Origin of the sequence: Rhizobium sp. P32RR-XVIII, assembly GCF_012641395.1 — a bacterium.
Classification (GTDB): Bacteria; Pseudomonadota; Alphaproteobacteria; order Rhizobiales; family Rhizobiaceae; genus Rhizobium.
In genome coordinates this window covers 582,363-600,078 of the sequence record NZ_JABAIH010000001.1, presented here as the reverse complement: position 1 = coordinate 600,078, position 17,716 = coordinate 582,363, and the positions used below count along the sequence as shown (strand labels likewise).

Genomic DNA, 17,716 nt, shown 5'->3' with positions numbered 1-17,716 from the left:
ATCAGATCGAGTAATCGTCCTTCCAGAAATCGGGAACATCGTACTTTACATATTCACGGATGATGTACTGCAGCGTGCGAGCGTCGATCTCATCCTTGCCGATGCGGAAGTCAACGCCGTAATCCGGAAATTGCTGGAAGTAGCTGCCCGAAATATCCGTTGAAACAACCCCGATCGGTCCAGTGTAGCCTATGCCGCGAAGCTCGGGCACCGTCTCTCGGAAATCGGCGTTTGGCAGCAGCCGGTTATCAAGCAGAACAAGGTCGAAGCGGCTGCTCTTGATCTTTTCGAGGGCGTCGCCGATCGATTGCGAGTATTCGATATCGACAGCAGGCTCGGCAAGGCTGCCGATCTTCTTCTTCAACGACCTGAACTCGACGAATTCGTCATCCACGAACAGGACCTTGACGGCATCTCCAGGGGCCGTTTCGGCTGTCATGCTGTTCCCCCTAAGTTACGTAACCAACCCATTCCTCAGGGCAATGGCCACCATGTGAACGCGGTTGACCGCATCAAGCTTCCTGACGGCCGCGGTAATATGAGAATTGACGGTATGCTCCGACAAGCCAAGGATGATCGCGATCTCTGCCGAGGTCTTGCCTTCGCTGGTCCACTTGACAATTTCCGCCTCCCTCTGCGTCAGACGACCCGACATTTCCTGCGTCAGGATTTCCTCGTAAAGCTTGTCAAAAATACGCATGACATCCAACAGAACGTCGGCAGTCTCTCCCTGGTCCGGTTCCGGGCGAATTCCACTGAGGACAAGACAGTAACGCCGCCCCTCCGGCGTGAAGAGGGGTATGAGCAGAAAGGTGTTACCGCTGAATTCGTTGAATGCAAGGTCGGCCGAAAGGCCCTCAAGCTGTCCACTCCTGCCGGCGACCGGCGTCGTCAAGAACTGTGCGGTCTTTGCCTTGAGCGCGCCCAGCGCTTCCTTGAGCGTCTGGATGAAAATCGGGACCCGGCGTTCGGCGATATTGGTGATGACGATTTCGCGTCCGCCGAAAGGCGCGTTCACCTCGGAAATGCGCGCAAGCGCAAAATTATCGAAGTGGTAGTGCTGCGCTGCCGCCTTGAAAAGGCGGAAAAAATCGGTGCGATTGATCGCCCGGCTAAGCTCGGGCCCTGAATGAAATGGAACCGCCGAAGCGTTGGTCATTCCAGCAATATCCTACGTCTAACCTCCGTTAGTCATTCTCATCCCAAAATCTTGGGATATACGTTTTGAATGCGAGAAGTTACAGAAGTCTTGAGGCAATTGATGAGGATAGGGGATGGGGACTTCCAGTATCCTGAAGGCGGATAAGCATCAATTCTCTCAACTGCAAGTGATACAGAGGGCGGCAGCGTTACTTGAATTGTAGCTTTTACTAGGTATCGCAATTTCTGTTGTTCACATCCATGAAGAACGGAAGAAGTGCCCGAAGTACGCGCGAGAGAGCCGATAGATCCATTCAGCTAAGGGGTTGGCTGAATTCGTGGCGGCGAATATGGGCCGGTCGGCTCTCTCAGTGCTTCGAGGCTCGTCCTCCTGCTGGTTGCATCTTGGAAGCGCGAGCGAGCCTTGTCAATCGCCGTCTCCTGCCTCGTCGGACACGTCTTTTACCGTACCGGAGCTTCGGCGTTGCCTGGCGCAATGCATGAGGACCGCAAAGTCGAGAGGCTTTGCAAGATAGATATCGGCACCCACAGCTAGCGCCCGCTGCCGGTCCGCCTCGGCATCTGATCCGCTGCAGACGGCAAGCCGCATAGCCCTGAACCGTGCATCGGTCCGAAGCCGTTTGACGAGTGCCAAGCCGTCATCGAGGGGCATATAGAGATCGGCGACGAGCAAATCCGGAAGCGCTGCGTTTTCGGCAAGCCGCTGTTCCAATGCGATAAACGCAGCTTCCGCCGTTGTGAAACAGAGAAGGGAGACTGCGGCCCTCTGCCTCTTGCGGATGTACTCCAGGTAGAAAAGGTCATCCCTGCTGTCATCGACGTAAAATATGACGGTCATCGGTGCTCGCTTCCGGTAAATCCGGGACGCTCCTCGATTGTGTAATGTCGAGACACTAGCCGCATTTGCGGACAATCGGTAGCAGCTGAACGCAACCATCCGGTGAAAACCCCGCATAACGCGACGTTCGCTATTGTGTCTTGCGGGATTTCGGAAAGAATTGTCCCGAACTGGGAGACTGACGACGTGTGGGATGCAGCAGTGGCAGGCCGGGAGGGCGCTTCGCAAAAAAAGCGGAAGGGCTATTGTTCCGTCGTTGTCGGCATTGGCTTGCTCCTCAACCTTCTTGGCCTGGCCGCTCTCGCAGGCTGGTTTCTCCAGCTCGAGCTCATCATTTCCGTTTTTCCCGCTCTCCCGTCGATGGCGTTCAACACGGCGCTCTGCTTTGTGCTATCAGGCACAGCCCTTGCCTGTTCCGCCTCCCGTCGACGGCTGGCATCCGTGGTATCATCGCTGCTTTCCTTGCTTGCCATCCTCATCGTACTTGCCAGGCTGATCGAAATAAGCACATTCGGGCCAGCGATTCACAACATCGACCGGATGTTGACCGACATTCTTGTCTACCGCGATTTCGCCAAACAGATCGGCGGGGGGATGGCACCGAATACTACGGTGATCTTCCTAGCCGGCAATCTCTCGCTCATCATCGGCCAGAATTGGAAGGACGCTCGAGCGCCTCTCGGTCAGGAACTGGTGAGTTATCTGGTCATTACTCTCGGCATGATCGCCCTGACCGGTTATGTCACACACGCGGAGCAGGGCTACCGCTGGGGCCCGTACGCCACCATGGCACTGCCGACGGCGACCGCCATGGTTTTCTTCGGCGCAGGATTGCTTGCAAGCGCTTGGGAACGGCGTCCTGCACGCCGCGGCGGGATACCGCTCTGGATTCCGGCACTCGTGGGCTTCACGGGTCTCCTTGCAGACCTCTACACGCCTCTCGGTGTAGCGAACGGTATTCTCTACGTGCCGCTGATCCTTACAGCTCTCTGGTTCGAAAACCGGAGGGCTCCGTTCTTCTTCGCCCTGCTTTGCACCATCCTCGTGCTGCTCGGTTTCTTCGCCGTCCAGCATGATACCGTGAGCTTTTGGCATCAAGGCGTGAACCGGGCGATCACCATCACGCTGCTATGGCTGATTGCCTTGCTCGTCTACTCCTATATGCGAAACAGGGTGAGCCTCGAGACCGAGCGCATCCGCTTTAGTGGCCTGGTGCGCAATGCACCCGATGCGGTGCTCACCATCGATGAAAAGGGGACGATTTCAAGTTTCAATCCAGCGGCCGAAAGGATGTTCGGTTACACGCCGCAGGAAGCGATCGGTCAGAACATCAAGATGCTGATGCCGGAGCCATACCGTTCGAAGCATGATGGCTATCTCGACCATTATGCCGAAACCGGCGAACAGCGGGTCATCGGCACCACTCGCCAGGTTTCAGGGCGGCGCAAGAATGGCGTCGTCTTTCCGCTCGACGTCTCCGTCAGCGAGGTGAAGACCGGCGGGACGAGAACCTTCGTCGGGATCGTGCGCGACATCAGCGAACGTGTGCGCCAGGAGGAGCGGCTGAAAACGACGCTGGCAAAGCTTGGGGACTATACCGCCGATCTGGAGCGCAGCAATCACGACCTCGACGAATTTGCCTATATTGCCTCGCATGACTTGAAAGAGCCGCTACGCGGGATTCATAACCATTCCCGTTTCCTGCTGGAGGATTACGAAGCCCACCTCGATGATGACGGTGTACGGCGCCTGAACCGATTGGTGCGGCTCAGCCAGCGTATGGAAAAGCTGGTCAATGATCTGCTCTATTTCTCACGGATCGGCCGTCAGCAGCTCGCGGTGAAGCGCGCCGACATCAACCTGATCGTGAAGGATGTGGTGGCCACCATGGAGCATCTCCTGGAAGAGCGCCATGCCAAGGTTGTCATAGACGGCCGCTTGCCGGAGGTGATCTGCGACGCGCCGCGCCTGACCGAAGTCTTCCGGAACCTGATTACCAATGCGATCAAATACAACGACAAACCCCAGCCGCTTGTGAGTATCGGCTATCTCGAGCACTTCGTTGCAAAGAATGGCGCGACAGCGCGTGGCGTCTTCTTCGTTAGGGATAACGGCAAAGGCATACCCCAGGAATTCCACGAGGACATTTTCCGTATTTTCAAGCGCTTGGAAAAATCGCAGGATTCGGACGATGGCACGGGCGCAGGTCTGACCTTCGTACGGAAGATAGTCGCCCGTCATAGTGGCGAGATATGGCTGGAATCGGAAGTCGGCGCGGGCACGACATTCTATTTCACTTTGGGCAGGAAACGCGAGGGGCAGAATGCAGCAGCGTGATACGCAACCGATCCTCATCGTCGAGGACAGCGAGGACGACTTCGAGGCGACGATGCGCGCTTTCAAACGCACAAACCTCCGTAATCCAATCCGATGGGCGGCGTCCGGTCGGGAGGCTCTCGACACACTGGCAACCATGAATCCGCGGCCGGGCCTGATCCTGCTCGATCTCAACATGCCGGGGCTCGACGGGCGCAAGACGCTGGAGGCGATCAAATCCAACGCGCACTGGCACAAGATACCGGTCGTCATCCTGACAACCTCTAACGACGAGCGCGACATCGAAGGCTGCTACGCGCTCGGTGCCAATACCTATGTGCAAAAGCCAGTTGATCTGGACGGCCTTTTTGCAGCCATACAAAGACTGAAGGAATACTGGTTCGAGATTGCCATATTGCCCCTAGAGGAGTGACCATTGCCGGAAGACTGCACGGTACTGATCATCGACGACAATATCGATGACCGCGAGGTGTACCGGCGCATGCTCAGCCGTGTACCCGGTACGGCCTACATCGTATCAGAGGCCGAAACAGGTGATGACGGTCTCGCGCTCATTGGCCGGAAACGGCCGAATTGCATCCTCCTCGACTATTCTTTGCCCGGCCGCGACGGCCTTGATGTGCTTGCGGAAATCCTAAAGCGCGATTCTTCCGCGAATGTCATCATGCTGACGGGCCAAGGCAATGAGACCGTAGCCGTCGAGGTGATGAAGAGAGGTGCTCGCGACTACGTCACAAAGGACGCGTTAACGCCGGAAGGGCTGCACCGTTGCGTCCAGAATGCCATCATGCATGGCGCGCTGGAGACCAAGCTGGAGCAGAAGCGCCAGTCTCTTGAAATATTCACGCGTGCAATGGCGCACGATCTCAAGGAACCGCTGAGAACCATCAAATCCTTCAGCAGGATCCTGCATGGCTCGCCCTCGCTTCCGGCCGAGGACCGCGAACTTCTCGACTATATTTTGAGCGCTGCCGACCACATGGAGGACCTGATCGTCAAAGTTTCAGGCCTCACCAAGCTGGAGGTCTCCGGCGAACTCGAACTCAAGCCGGTCTCGCTTGGTATGGTGCTCGATCAGGTGCGGGACAATCTTCATCAGCAAATCGAAAGCCGTCAGGCGGTGATAACTCACGGAGACCTGCCGGAAGTGATGGGCGACGCGACGTTGCTGATCCAGGCTCTGCAGAACCTCATTTCGAACTCCATCCGCTATTGCGAGGACCGCACGCCCGAGATCCGGATCGTTGCGACCCCGGCCGGCGGCCTTTGCAAACTTTCCCTCAGCGACAACGGCCCCGGCATCGATCCCCAACATCGCGAACTGATTTTCCAGCCGTTCAAACGGCTCGTCGGCCCGGGCATCGAAGGAACCGGCCTCGGACTTGCCATCTGTCGTCGTATAGCGCAACTGCACGGCGGCGCCATCTGGTGCGAGGGAGGCTCCGGCGAAGGGGCAACTTTCATCCTCGAGGTACCGCTCGCCCAATCGGCTGGGCCGGCGCCCGAGCGCATCCCTGCGACGCAGATCGTGCGGCCGCACCCAACCGGGGCAGACAGCAGACTTGCCGAGGTGCTGCTCGTCGAGGATAGCCCGGCCGACATTCAGCTTTTTAAGTTGAAGCTCATGCAGCGAGAAAAAGTCAGCTTCAACCTCCATGTCGCGACCAACGGCCGTGAGGCGATGCGGCTACTCCAACAGCGTGCCAGGCTGTCGGATCAGCCGCTGATGGACCTTATTCTTCTCGACATCAATATGCCGATCATGGACGGTTTCGAAGTCTTGAACGCACTTTCGGCCGACGAGCGCCTCAGTCGGATTCCCGTCTGCATCCTGAGCACCTCAAGCGACCAGAGCGATATTCAAAGGGCGAAGGCCCTCGGCGCAGTCGGCTACATGATCAAGCCGCCGACCCAGCAGCAGTTGGCAAAGGCGCTGGAGGACATTGTTACGCTGGAACTGAAACCCCACGGCGACACGCTCGTTCTCTGTGTAGAACAATCAAGGCAATCTTCCGCGGCACTGGCATGAATCTCATAACGGCTCTAGTTGTGGCGCTTCTCGCCACCCCTATTCAAGACGGAATGCACTCGATGGTTTCTGGCATACATCACGTGACGGCTATCACCCGCAAGGTGCAGGCGAACGTCGATTTCTACGCCGGGTTCCTCGGACTGCGGCTCGTCAAACAGACCGCCGGCTTCGAAGATGCAACGCAACTGCATCTCTTCTATGGCGATGCCGACGGAACACCCGGGTCGCTCGTCACCTTCCTTGTTTGGGAGGATGGTTCGCCGGGGCGTGCTGGCTTCGGGCAGATCAGCGAAATTGGGCTTGCCATCAATCCGGCGAGCATCGGCTATTGGCTGACGCGGGCAATGGGCTTCGGCGTTCGAATGGAAGGACCGGCCGACGAATTCGGTGAGCCCGTGCTGCGCTTCAAGGATCCGGACAACATCATCCTGAAGTTCACCGGCAACAAGGACCTGACGGCCGCCGCCCCTTGGCACGACGGTCCGGTTCCCGTCGAGCACACTGTACAGCGTGTCCGCGGCGCGACCATGCTGACGGAAGTGCCGGACGAGAGCCGCAGCTTCCTCGAAAGCCACTTCGGTTACCGGTTCCAGGCAAACAAGGGCGCAATCGATCGACTCGTCTCGTCATCGGGCGACATTATCGATGTGCGCAATGCCCGCGGCTTCTGGTCCGGCGCGCCGGGCACCGGCGCGATCGATCATGTGGCCTTCCGTGCCGCCGACGACGCGGAGCTGTCTTCGGTTCACGAGGCGCTCGCCAAGACGAATGCCTCGGCGACCAACACGCATGACCGCAAATATTTCCGGTCGCTTTATGTCCGTGAGCCCGGAGGCACTCTCGTCGAGCTTGCGACCGACAAGCCCGGGATGACAACCGACGAGCCGCCGTCAACTCTCGGCTCAAAGCTTTTCCTGCCGCCGAAGGACGCGATTACCGATCTCAGTGATTTGAAGGTTGTGCTGCCGCAGTTTTCCATGCCCGGCGAGCCTCGCGTGAACTATCGCGACCTGCCCTTCGTTCACCGCTTCTACACGCCACCGCATCCTGACGGCAGCGTCTTCGTACTGCTGCACGGATCGGGCGGCAACGAGACGACGCTGATGCCGTTGCTGCACAAGGTAGCACCGCGAGCGACGCTGCTCGGAGTCCGCGGGCGCGCGACGGAAGAGGGCTTTCCTCGTTGGTACAAGCGCCTAACGCCATTCTCGTTCGACCAGGACGATATCAAGAACGAGGCCGAGGCCTTCGCCGCCTTTATCGACAGCGCCGTCAAATCCTACGGCCTCGACCCGGCAAAGATCGTCTATGTCGGCTATTCAAACGGCGCCAATCTGCTGAACTCGCTGCTCTACCTGCATCCGCACCTCGTTCACCGCGCAGTGCTGCTCCGTTCCATGCCCGTGCTGAAGAACTATCCGCATGCCGACCTGACCGGTACGGATCTCCTCGTCATTAGCGGCAAGACCGACGCCTACGGCAAATATGCGAACGAACTGGAGGCGCGCCTGAAAACATCTGGCGCTACCGTCGATTCGGATATCATCTCCGGCGGCCATGATCTCGGCGATGCCGATGTGCCGATTATCCAGAAATGGCTTCTGCAGAAAAACCCTTAGACTGGCGGTGCGCAGTAATGAACTGGAACGTCACTCAGGTGCATGCTGTTTTTTGATTGCTTAATCTGATGTTAGCGACCATGATTTTTTCAGAACTCGAACTTTTCTGCTGAATTCTGATTTCATTCGGTCACTTTGTTTACTTCTGCATTAGAATACGCAGAAACATCAACGCCATAGAGCCGCGATATAAATATACTCCGGAGATTTTTCTTATTTATACGACACATTTCTTTGGCCTATAGGAATTTTTACGTCTCACATGTCGATGCAACGTATAATATAAGTCAATAAATACAATAACTATCAATTATTATTACATATTTCTTCATTAGATTTTCTGCCATCATCCTCCACGCGCATCTTCGTCAACAAATTACCTTATTTTTTCGATTTTTTCTGGCCCTGTTCTATTTTGCTGCAGCGCAAAAAATTCTTGCCGAACTTCGATGAGCAACCTATCTTGGCCCGCACATCGATCGCAGAAGGGGAAATGAATGCCTCCTCGGCCTGTTGACGTCAGCCTGATCATCTCGTCGAGAAATCGGGCCTACGGCCTATTGAACTGCCTTGATGCCGTCGCGGCTGCCGCGCGCCAGGCGGAGCATTTGCACTTGGAACTCGTTTTCGTGGACAATGGATCCACGGACGATACGGCAGATGTCTTTCGCAAATGGGCGGCCACGGCGCCGATCGAGACCCGTCTCATCCACGAAACGCTGCCCGGCCTCGCCAATGCCCGGAATGCCGGAATAAGGGCTGCCGCTGGCTTTATCCTTGCTTTCACGGATGACGATTGCGAAGTCTTTCCCGATTACTTCACGGCCATCCACGCCGCCTTCGCCAATGATAAACAGCTCATCATGCGCGGCGGTCGCATCGAGCTCGGCGATGAGCGCGATCTTCCCGTCACCATCAAGACTGAGCTTGAACCCGCTGTATTGACCAGCGAACTCCATGCAGGAGGCTTCATCCACGGCGCCAACATGGTCTTCCCAAAAGCGCTTGCCGACACAATCGGTATCTTCGATCCGCGCTTCGGCGCCGGATCGCCGTTCCGCTCCGGCGAGGACACGGATTACACACACCGTGCCTTCAACGCCGGCATCCGTGTTGAATATTTCCCGGATTTCGTCGTCAAGCACTTCCATGGCCGCCGCAAGGTCGAGGATATTCATCGCCTGCACGCCGGCTACGCATTCGGCAATGGGGCGCTCTATGCGAAATACATGTTCGACCGGCGCTCCAACATGCGCGGCATGCTGCGGTGGGATATCCGTCAGGCGATCAAGGAAGTCGTTAGCGGTCGCAAGATGAGCGAAGAAATGGGGCTCACCTATCGCCGTCAACTCCGCGACCAAATCACCGGCATGCTCGCCTATTGGCGGAGCGCCAAATCCAAGAGCCCGGCGGCACCATCGGCAATCCATAAGTGATCCGCCACCGCAAGCCACGCGCTCGATCCGTGATAAATTCGATTGGAACCTGAATGGCAGAACATGCAGTTGCGCATGCCGACCTGAAGAAGAAGACGGCACTGTCCGTCCTCTGGTCGGTGGTCCGCGTCGCGTGGAGCACCGTCGCAACCTTTGTCATCTTCGTCATTCTTGCCCGAATCCTCGGCCCCGCCGATTTTGGCACGTTCGCGCTCGCGAGCCTCTTCGTCGAGATCGGCCGCGTGCTCGCCTATGCCGGCCTCGGCGATGCGATCACGCGCCAGCTCGATCTTGATGAGGAGCTTGCCGACACGTGCTTCTGGGCGACCATTGCCTTCAGCGCCATCGTCGCGTCCCTCGTCTTCGTCTTCGCGCCCTACTATGGCCTGCTCGTGCGCGATCCCGCGGTGGCCGGCATTCTGCGATGGCTTGCGCCGCTGCTCATCCTTTCCTCGCTTGCGGTCATCCACAATGCCCGGCTCGCCCGCGAGTTCGGCCATAAGAGCCTCGCCGGTCAGGCAATCGCCGCGAGCCTGCTGTCCGGGATCACCGCAGTCGTCTGTGCCTTTCTCGGCTGGGGCGTGTGGGCACTCGTTGCGCAGACCGCCGTCAACGCCGCCGTGACCGTGCTCCTCGGCTGGTTCTACTATCCGTGGATGCCGAAGTTTCGCTTCAACGTCGCGATGTTTCGCTCCGTCTTCCTCTTCAGCGTCAGCCTCGTGGTCACGCAGCTCATGTGGATGCTGCTGGCGCGCGTGCAGGATATCTTCATTTCCCGCTGGTACGGCGCCGTCGAGGTTGGCCGCTACCGCATCGCCTGGCGGCTGATCGAACTGATTGGCCAGGCCGTTCTCGCGCCCATCGGCAGCGTCTCGCTTGTCACGCTGTCGCGCCTGCAGAACGATCGTGTCGCCTTCCGCAATGCCTATAACAAGATCGTCGGCGCTGCCGCTCTTGGCACGATCCCGCTGCTCTTCGGTTTCGGGGCGCTGTCGAACGACATGATCGCCCTGCTCTTTGGCGACAAGTGGGGCAATGCCGGCGACATCGCCACCGTGCTGGTGTTGATGTCCGTGCCTTTCGTCACAAACTTCTTCGCATCCTCGGCGCTCTCGGCCGTCAATCGTGCGGAATCGATCCTCTCGGTCGCCGCCCTCCAGTTTGCCGCGACACTGGTCCTCACCTGGCTGCTGGTCCCCTACGGCATCCTTGCGGTTGCCGCCGGCTATGTGCTGCGAGCTTGGCTGACGATGCCTTACCAGCAGTATGTCCTAAGCAAGTATGCCGGGATCGACGCCGTAGGCACATTCAAGGCAGTCGCCCTTCCCTTCTGCGGCGGCGCGCTCATGGCTGTCTGCGTCTGGTTCGCCCACCCGTTCATCGCTGACCATCTTCAAAGCCGCTGGGTATCGCTCGGCGTCAGCATCGGCGTCGGCGCTGTTATTTATCTGGCCTTCCTGCCGGTCTTCGGCTGGTCGGCTATCCGTCCCTATATCGCACTTGGCAAATCGCTGCTGCCGTTCGGCAAACGGGCCGAGGCTTAGCCTCGCAGCCAGGCCAGCAAACAGGAGCTTCCATGCAGGAAACCAACATTACAATCATCAATCGGCTTCAGGGCTTGATCGCAAACAACCTCTCCGACGTTGTGGACCCGGCGGAGCGTTTCGCGCTGCTCGATTTCCCGAACCACTACAACATCGGCGACAGTGCCATCTGGCTCGGCGAGCTTGCCTATTTCGACCGTCGCAAGACGCGGCCGTCCTACGTGACCGAGATCCCGACCTATAACGAGGAGCGGATGCTCGCCGCAATCGGCGACGGCCGCATCTTCCTGCATGGCGGCGGGAATTTCGGCGACATATGGGCCGGCTATCGCCAGTTCCGCGAGGGCCTGCTGACGAAATTCAAGGGCCGTCCGATCGTGCAGATGCCGCAGACGATCCATTTCAAGGAGCAGGCCAACATCGACAGCACGGCGCGGGCGATCGAGCAGCATGGCAACTTCACGCTCCTGGTGCGCGACAAGAAGAGCCTGGAATTCGCCCGCCGCTGGTTCCAGTGCGACACCCGCCTTTGCCCGGACATGGCCTTCTGCATCGGCCCGGTCGCCCGCCCGGCGCCACAGCACGAGCTCCTGCTCAACCTCCGCGAAGATCAGGAAGTCGGCGCCGCGCAGGACCTCACCGCTGCCACCGGACGACATGGCACGGTCAAATCCGACTGGCCGGATGAGCCTGCCGATTTCCAGAAGCAGACCAAGCATACGGCGATCCTGAAGGGCCTGATGTCCGGAAAAATCGGCGGACGTGCCCGCATGACCGAGCTTGCCTATCGCGAGCGTGCGCAGCAGCGTTTCGACCGCGGCGTGGCATTGCTGAGCTCGGCGCGCCAGGTCATCACCGACCGTATGCATGGTCACATCATGTGCGTGCTTCTCAGTGCCGACCATTGCGTGCTGGACAATAGCTACGGCAAGACAAGCAGCTTTATCGAAGCCTGGGGAACCTGCAACACCGAAAAGGCAGAGCTTGCCGCCACCGTCGATGAGGCTCTTGCGATCCTCGACGCGCGGCGCGTAACGCAGGCCGCCGTAGCCTGACCCATCAGCCTCGCCGGGCGACCATGATCCCGGCGAGCACCACGGCTCCGCCGATCGCCTGCATCGGGCCGATCGCTTCGTTGAGCAACGCCCAGGCAAGGATTGCCGCGACAACGGGCTGGAGCAGCAGCGTCAGCGAGGAGAAAGCAGCCGGCAGATAGGCGAGCGCATAGGCGATCGCCACCTGGCCGCCGGCATGGCTGATGAAGGCCAGGCCAAAAACCACCGCCCAGCCATAGGCTGTCGCCGGCAATATCTGATCCTCGAAGAAGAAGGCTAGCGGAAACACGCAAACCGCGGCGGAAGCCGTGCTCCAGAGCATGATGCGGATCGTATCGAAGCGGCTTCGAAGCCTGCCGATCGAGAGGATGTATCCGGCATAGAACATCGCGGCGACGATCGCGACTCCATCACCCCGCAAATCTCCGTTCCCCAAAGCGGCAGGTCCGCCCTTCAGGATGATGACACCGGCCAAGGCCAGCGCGAGGCCCAGAACGAAAAGCCGGGTCACTACCGCGCGGAAGAACAGGAAGCCGATCACCGTGACAAAGACCGGCGCAAGATTCGCGAGCAGCGTCGCGTTGGCGACCGATGTCATGGTGATAGAGAGGTGCCATGCAGCAAGATCCAGGGACAGGATTGCGCCCGGCAGGATCAGCAAGGCGTAATCCGAAAGCTTTTCCGGCTTCGGCCCGGCGTCCTTGCCCTTGATCAGCGAGAATATGAAAATCGGTATCAATGCGAGCGCGACGCGCCAGAACGCCGTCGCCATCGGCCCGACTTCGGACAGCCGCACGAAAATCGGCGAGCCGCCGATCGCTGCTCCTCCGAGGATCAACGCTGTCAGGGCAAAACGGTTGGAAGGCATTGTTTCGACTGTAGGGGAAGCGGCCTGCGACATGAATCTCGATGCTTTCTCCGCCGCTGGCTTTAAAGCGACGATCTAGCAGCGAATTACCAGATGCGAGCAACCGGGGATAGTGCAGGAGCGACAAAGGCCGACAAAAGTAGTCGGTGACGCGATCTTAACCGGAAATCACCGTCGCGAATTCCGGATTGCCGCGGATCGTATTGCTCACCGTGCAGATTTCTTCCGCCGCATGGGCGATCTTCTGCCGCGTCTCCTCGTCGATATCGCCCTTAATGCTGAAGGCGATGTTGAACGTCTGCACGCGCGAAAGCCCTTCCGTTGCCTTCTCGCCGGTCACATCCGCGCTGATTTCGGTGATCCTGTCGAGGACGCCCATCTGGCTTGCGGCGATGCGTGCACTGAGCGCCAGACAGGCCGAAAGCGAAGAATAAAGCAGGTCCAGCGGATTGAAACCCGGCTGCGAGGCGCCGGTGACAATGTCGAGTTCGCCCTTGGTCGCCGAGGTGATGTGCGGAAAGCCGGTGCGCCCGAGAACGGCGGTCGCGCCCGTGGGTCTTGGTTTTACCTTGAGGTCGGCCATGCTACGAAACTCCGTTGTTATCCCGATTCAGATAGTGCCTTTGCCAGCCGCCCGCAACGAACCCGCTTCCCGCAAATCCGAAGACGCGCGGATATGAATCCTGTATCAGGCAACCATGAAGAAAAAACAGATCGCGATCATCGGCGGGGGTCCAGCGGGTCTCATGGCGGCCGAAGTGCTTTCGGCATCCGGGCACGATGTCACCGTCTACGAAACCATGCCGACGGTGGCGCGCAAATTCCTGCTCGCCGGCAAATCCGGTCTCAACATCACTCATTCGGAAGATTACGCGCGTTTCGTTACCCGCTTCGGCAAGGCGGGCGACCGGCTGCGATCCGCCTTGGACGGCTTCACGCCAGCCGGTGTCCGCGCCTGGGCGGAAGGCCTCGGCACCGAGACCTTCACCGGCTCCTCCGGCCGGGTCTTCCCAACGGTGATGAAGGCTTCGCCGCTGCTGCGTGCCTGGATCGCCCGCCTCGAAGGGCAAGGCGTCGAAATCCTGACCCGCCACCGCTGGACCGGCTTCGAGGACGGCGGTTACGCTTTTGAGACCCCGAAAGACCATCTGATCATCCACCCCGACGCCGCCTTGCTGGCGCTCGGGGGCGCCAGCTGGCCGCGGCTCGGCTCGAATGCCGCCTGGATGCCTTGGCTCCGAGATAGGGGCGTTGCCATTTCTCCATTCCGCCCCGCCAATTGCGGCTTCGACGTCGACTGGAGCGAACCCTTCCGCGAGCGTTTTGCGGGCGAGCCGCTCAAATCCGTCACCGCCACCTCGCCCGCCGGAACCTTTCCCGGCGAGTTCGTCATCAGCCGCCACGGCATCGAAGGCAGCCTCGTCTACGCGCACGCCGCAGCCCTTCGCGACGAGCTTGAGGACGGCAAGCCTGCATCTCTGATCATTGACCTCGCGCCCGGAAGAAGCCCCGAACGCCTCGCAACGGATCTCGCCCGGCAGGACAGGAAAACCAGCCTCTCCAACCGCCTCCGCAAGGGCGCTGGCTTGGACGGCACCAAGATTGCCCTGCTGCGCGAACGCGCGAGCGAAACCGACTTCAAGGATGCGCTCAGCCTAGCCGGTCTCATCAAATCTCTGCCGATCCCCCTCACCCGCCCCCGCCCCATCACTGAGGCCATATCCTCGGCAGGCGGCATCGAATGGAGCGCACTTGACGATGGCTACATGCTGAAGGCCGTCCCCGGCCTCTTCGCGGCTGGAGAAATGCTCGACTGGGAAGCGCCGACCGGCGGCTATCTGCTGACGGCGTGCCTGGCGACAGGCAAGGCTGCGGCCATCGGACTCGATCGGTGGCTTGAGGGCCGATAATCTCACAAGAAAAAGCCCCCACATCTGCTGTCGCAGGATTGTGGGGGCCTTTTTTCTGCGAAGGTTGGTGATGAGACCTCCCTTGCAGGGTTGTCAGGGACTGTACATCCCTAACGCCTAATACAATACTCCTTCGGCAGCGCTCCTGCAAATGAAAAAGCCCCCACCTGTGTTGCTAAGTGAGGGCCTTTTTAGTTTGCGAGAAGGCCGGTGCGTGTTGGAAACGCACTTCGCTTTCGCATGGGCTTGTTAGGGGGCGTATCTTCCTAACGACTAAAATAATACACCTGCGACGGCTCCCGCGGCAAACGGAAAGACTCCCACCAGAGACGAAGAATGTTCCAGTGGGAGCCCTTGTTGCCTACTGACGTGGCCCTCCGGCATACATCAGTGAGCACTAACGTATAGGCGGATGCTGACTCCACTCAACGGGAGACTTCGCAACTTAGTTAACCGCTCACTTTGAACCGGAACCGCAATTCGCCTCGCACCGAAACCAATTCTTTGAGAATGAGCATCTTCAGGCAATAGAATACGTACGGTCAGTTGTTCCTTGATGAGGAGTCTGACAAACGCAGCAGGAGCGCTCTGAGCCTCTGCCTGAAGAGTTCGCCTAGGTGCCACATGTCGCGCCGGGCTGGCCACATGAATGACAAATGGCACCGGGTCGTTTCAGTACGGCTTTGGTAACAGGTTGATCTGGCTTGATAGAAGTGGTGCCCAGAGCCGAGACACGGAAATTCAACAAAAACAGTATGGTTAGCTGAAAGCTGGACACCAGTAATTGCCACGCAATCATTACGTTTTTCGGAAAAGTGTCCAGCTCGGTTTTACCCAAAAAGCGATCCGCCGGAACGTCGCGTATTCAGCTTGGGAAGCTTCGAGAACCTTGAGTGAATTCAATGAAGCCTTTCACCAATCAAGCCTTCACGGGTAAAATCGGCGAGAGCTGCGAAACGGCGAGTGGTTGAATTGCTCGCATATGACGTTAGCCGTAAACGGTTGAGCAACCCATAGACGATAACATCCGGTAAGAATCATACCCCGTCACAACGATGATCTAATGTTTGCCGACGTTGCAGCACTCCACCAAGCGATGCTTGAAAAGAACCCAACGGAGTTCGTGTCGCACTTTCTTTTTGAACCGACACCCTTCGTTTTCGCCAATAACTTTGAGCAATGGATTAGCTGGAAGAGTGAGCTCGCGGCAGGCATCGACGTTGACCCTCGGGACATCGTGCTAACTGGAAGCGCTGCGATAGGCTTCAGCTTAAACCCATACAAGCGGTTCAAAGCTTATGACGCGAAATCGGACATTGACTGCGGCGTAGTAAGCCCGCATCACTTCGATGTCGCGTGGCGGCAGTTGCGAAAGATGAGACCGCAATGGCTTTCGCTACCAAGGGCTAGTCGAGAAGCAATAAATATCCATCGTGAGAACTACATCTTTGCGGGGACGATAGCCACGGAGCGCATCCTGCCCATTCTACCATTTGGCCGTCGCTGGAAAGCCGCCCTTGAAAAGATGTCGACTCGAGATCCAACCTTAAATAGGGACGTTAAACTGCGGATTTACAAAGACTACGACGCACTCCGTCAGTATCACGCCCATAATATAAGCAAACTTCGGAATACCTTCTTCCTCGAAGAAGACGCCCCAACCGATCTCGGAATTGAAAACTGATGCTAGAAGCTGACAATTTCCTTCACACCACCCACAGAACGGTTTCCTGGTTCAATAAGGCATTCATTGCTGAAGACCTAGAGCTTTCAGCTCCGTTTCAGCGGAATCCAGTCTGGACAGATACCCAGAAAGCTTACTTGATCGACACGATCCTGCTGGGTCTTCCAATTCCTGAATTGTACATGCAGGATGTCGGCGATGAGAACGGCAAAGAAACGCACATTGTAGTTGACGGTCAGCAGCGCATTCGTGCTGTGCTGGATTTCCTTCAAGGCGACCTCGCGCTGGAAGGAGACGAAGTCACCCGTCAATGGCGAGGGCTCAAGTTCGACGAACTGGGCGTTGACCAGAAGAAGACCCTATTCGGATACAAGTTCGTGGTCCGCATTCTTCCGCCCATGTCAGAGGAAGAGCTCCGAAAAATCTTTGCCCGTCTCAATCGAAACGTAGTCGCGCTGAATGAGCAAGAATTGCGAAACGCGACCTATTGGGGACCATTCATAAAGTCGATACAGAAGATGGCCGATGAGCACGAATTGTGGGCAGAGTCTGGCGTGTTTTCAGCGAATGATCATCGGCGAATGCTTGATCACGAATTCATAAGCGAATTGGCTATCGCTTATTTGCATGGCGCGCAAAATAAGAAAGATAAGCTGTCGGATTATTATCTGCTCTACGAGAACAATTTTGAGGATCGCGAACGCCTCGAGACTGCCTTCCGGAAAACAGCAGACGAGATCGACGCTCTTCTGCCAAATCTGAAAACCACTCGGTGGCGAAAGAAGTCGGATTTCTACACGCTCTTCTTGGAGGTCGCGGCGAGATCCAAATATCTGCCTTGGGCAAAAGATGAGCGCGCCAAGATCGCTGCAGGACTGCTGGACTTCGCAAGCCGAGTCAACCGCATCGTTGCCCTTGAAGAGGAGGAGTGGCGAGGTGAGGATGAAAATATCATCAATTATGCACGATCAGTAGTGCGAGCGGCCTCCGACAAAGGAAGCCGGGCTGCTCGAGCGAAGGCGCTCGCTGCGATCGTCTTGCCGCCGCTTGATGATCAGCCTCAGGCTGACTTGCCAAACGCGGTTGTCGAAGATGTCGTAGCAGAACCGGACCAGGCGTAGGTGGGCGCCGCATGGTGCCCCATGCCGGAGTAAGGCAATCCGCCAGAATCAAGAGCTTGCCGATCTGTGAGACAAAAAGACCGTTTCCGAAAACACTATGCTTTCCGCCAC

The 17,716-nt window shown here is 57.9% G+C and carries 15 protein-coding genes; 10 read left to right on the top strand and 5 right to left on the bottom strand.

The genetic code is table 11. The annotated features are described in order from the left end of the window. Position 1: 1 nt before the first annotated feature. The 3 genes from HGP14_RS03080 to HGP14_RS03070 all read right to left on the bottom strand — a co-directional run bounded on the left by HGP14_RS03080 (position 2) and on the right by HGP14_RS03070 (position 1,999). Positions 2-439 (bottom strand): response regulator, encoded by a 438-nt coding sequence (locus tag HGP14_RS03080; protein WP_168828367.1) that lies wholly within the window; start codon positions 437-439, stop codon positions 2-4. Between the two features lie 15 nt (positions 440-454). Further along, complete coding sequence (locus tag HGP14_RS03075) at positions 455-1,159, bottom strand: helix-turn-helix transcriptional regulator (protein ID WP_168828366.1); 705 nt, start codon at positions 1,157-1,159, stop codon at positions 455-457. Between the two features lie 408 nt (positions 1,160-1,567). Further along, positions 1,568-1,999: a response regulator gene (locus HGP14_RS03070; protein WP_168828365.1), complete on the bottom strand. Its 432-nt coding sequence runs from the start codon at positions 1,997-1,999 to the stop codon at positions 1,568-1,570. Between the two features lie 186 nt (positions 2,000-2,185). Here HGP14_RS03070 and HGP14_RS03065 point away from each other — a divergent pair, with 186 nt between their 5' ends. The 7 genes from HGP14_RS03065 to HGP14_RS03035 all read left to right on the top strand — a co-directional run bounded on the left by HGP14_RS03065 (position 2,186) and on the right by HGP14_RS03035 (position 12,022). After that, positions 2,186-4,336 (top strand): PAS domain S-box protein, encoded by a 2,151-nt coding sequence (locus HGP14_RS03065; RefSeq protein ID WP_312862088.1) that lies wholly within the window; start codon positions 2,186-2,188, stop codon positions 4,334-4,336. Further along, the gene (locus HGP14_RS03060; RefSeq protein WP_168828364.1) at positions 4,323-4,748 is read left to right on the top strand and encodes a response regulator; all 426 of its coding nucleotides are present in this window, start codon (positions 4,323-4,325) and stop codon (positions 4,746-4,748) included. Before HGP14_RS03065 ends, HGP14_RS03060 begins: the two co-directional genes overlap by 14 nt. Before the next feature lie 3 nt (positions 4,749-4,751). Next, a complete protein-coding gene (locus HGP14_RS03055; RefSeq protein ID WP_168828363.1) occupies positions 4,752-6,365 on the top strand; it encodes a response regulator in 1,614 nt (537 codons plus the stop codon). A gap of 62 nt (positions 6,366-6,427) precedes the next feature. Continuing rightward, the gene (locus HGP14_RS03050) at positions 6,428-7,987 is read left to right on the top strand and encodes a VOC family protein (RefSeq protein ID WP_168828362.1); all 1,560 of its coding nucleotides are present in this window, start codon (positions 6,428-6,430) and stop codon (positions 7,985-7,987) included. Between the two features lie 497 nt (positions 7,988-8,484). After that, on the top strand, positions 8,485-9,423 hold the full coding sequence (locus HGP14_RS03045) for a glycosyltransferase family 2 protein (RefSeq protein WP_168828361.1): 939 nt from the start codon (positions 8,485-8,487) through the stop codon (positions 9,421-9,423). A 53-nt stretch (positions 9,424-9,476) separates the two neighbouring features. After that, positions 9,477-10,967, top strand: coding sequence for a lipopolysaccharide biosynthesis protein (locus tag HGP14_RS03040; RefSeq protein ID WP_168828360.1), 1,491 nt, complete (start codon positions 9,477-9,479; stop codon positions 10,965-10,967). A 32-nt stretch (positions 10,968-10,999) separates the two neighbouring features. After that, positions 11,000-12,022, top strand: coding sequence for a polysaccharide pyruvyl transferase family protein (locus tag HGP14_RS03035; RefSeq protein WP_168828359.1), 1,023 nt, complete (start codon positions 11,000-11,002; stop codon positions 12,020-12,022). Between the two features lie 4 nt (positions 12,023-12,026). Here HGP14_RS03035 and HGP14_RS03030 read toward each other — a convergent pair whose 3' ends face one another. Next, positions 12,027-12,923: a DMT family transporter gene (locus HGP14_RS03030; protein ID WP_168828358.1), complete on the bottom strand. Its 897-nt coding sequence runs from the start codon at positions 12,921-12,923 to the stop codon at positions 12,027-12,029. Positions 12,924-13,047: 124 nt separating this feature from the next. Beyond that, positions 13,048-13,473, bottom strand: coding sequence for an OsmC family protein (locus tag HGP14_RS03025; RefSeq protein WP_168828357.1), 426 nt, complete (start codon positions 13,471-13,473; stop codon positions 13,048-13,050). Between the two features lie 115 nt (positions 13,474-13,588). Here HGP14_RS03025 and HGP14_RS03020 point away from each other — a divergent pair, with 115 nt between their 5' ends. The 3 genes from HGP14_RS03020 to HGP14_RS03010 all read left to right on the top strand — a co-directional run bounded on the left by HGP14_RS03020 (position 13,589) and on the right by HGP14_RS03010 (position 17,605). Continuing rightward, positions 13,589-14,800 (top strand): TIGR03862 family flavoprotein, encoded by a 1,212-nt coding sequence (locus tag HGP14_RS03020; protein ID WP_168828356.1) that lies wholly within the window; start codon positions 13,589-13,591, stop codon positions 14,798-14,800. A 1,063-nt stretch (positions 14,801-15,863) separates the two neighbouring features. Beyond that, on the top strand, positions 15,864-16,484 hold the full coding sequence (locus HGP14_RS03015) for a hypothetical protein (protein ID WP_168828355.1): 621 nt from the start codon (positions 15,864-15,866) through the stop codon (positions 16,482-16,484). Continuing rightward, a complete protein-coding gene (locus HGP14_RS03010; RefSeq protein ID WP_168828354.1) occupies positions 16,484-17,605 on the top strand; it encodes a DUF262 domain-containing protein in 1,122 nt (373 codons plus the stop codon). Before HGP14_RS03015 ends, HGP14_RS03010 begins: the two co-directional genes overlap by 1 nt. Positions 17,606-17,716: the final 111 nt, after the last annotated feature.

Bases quoted from the DNA above. Each gene is read 5' to 3' on its own strand.
- HGP14_RS03080 (WP_168828367.1), bottom strand. From the start codon at position 439: ATGACAGCCGAAACGGCCCCTGGAGATGCCGTCAAGGTCCTGTTCGTG.
- HGP14_RS03075 (WP_168828366.1), bottom strand. From the start codon at position 1,159: ATGACCAACGCTTCGGCGGTTCCATTTCATTCAGGGCCCGAGCTTAGC.
- HGP14_RS03070 (WP_168828365.1), bottom strand. From the start codon at position 1,999: ATGACCGTCATATTTTACGTCGATGACAGCAGGGATGACCTTTTCTAC.
- HGP14_RS03060 (WP_168828364.1), top strand. From the start codon at position 4,323: ATGCAGCAGCGTGATACGCAACCGATCCTCATCGTCGAGGACAGCGAG.
- HGP14_RS03050 (WP_168828362.1), top strand. From the start codon at position 6,428: ATGGTTTCTGGCATACATCACGTGACGGCTATCACCCGCAAGGTGCAG.
- HGP14_RS03045 (WP_168828361.1), top strand. From the start codon at position 8,485: ATGCCTCCTCGGCCTGTTGACGTCAGCCTGATCATCTCGTCGAGAAAT.
- HGP14_RS03040 (WP_168828360.1), top strand. From the start codon at position 9,477: ATGGCAGAACATGCAGTTGCGCATGCCGACCTGAAGAAGAAGACGGCA.
- HGP14_RS03035 (WP_168828359.1), top strand. From the start codon at position 11,000: ATGCAGGAAACCAACATTACAATCATCAATCGGCTTCAGGGCTTGATC.
- HGP14_RS03030 (WP_168828358.1), bottom strand. From the start codon at position 12,923: ATGTCGCAGGCCGCTTCCCCTACAGTCGAAACAATGCCTTCCAACCGT.
- HGP14_RS03025 (WP_168828357.1), bottom strand. From the start codon at position 13,473: ATGGCCGACCTCAAGGTAAAACCAAGACCCACGGGCGCGACCGCCGTT.
- HGP14_RS03020 (WP_168828356.1), top strand. From the start codon at position 13,589: ATGAAGAAAAAACAGATCGCGATCATCGGCGGGGGTCCAGCGGGTCTC.
- HGP14_RS03015 (WP_168828355.1), top strand. From the start codon at position 15,864: ATGTTTGCCGACGTTGCAGCACTCCACCAAGCGATGCTTGAAAAGAAC.
- HGP14_RS03010 (WP_168828354.1), top strand. From the start codon at position 16,484: ATGCTAGAAGCTGACAATTTCCTTCACACCACCCACAGAACGGTTTCC.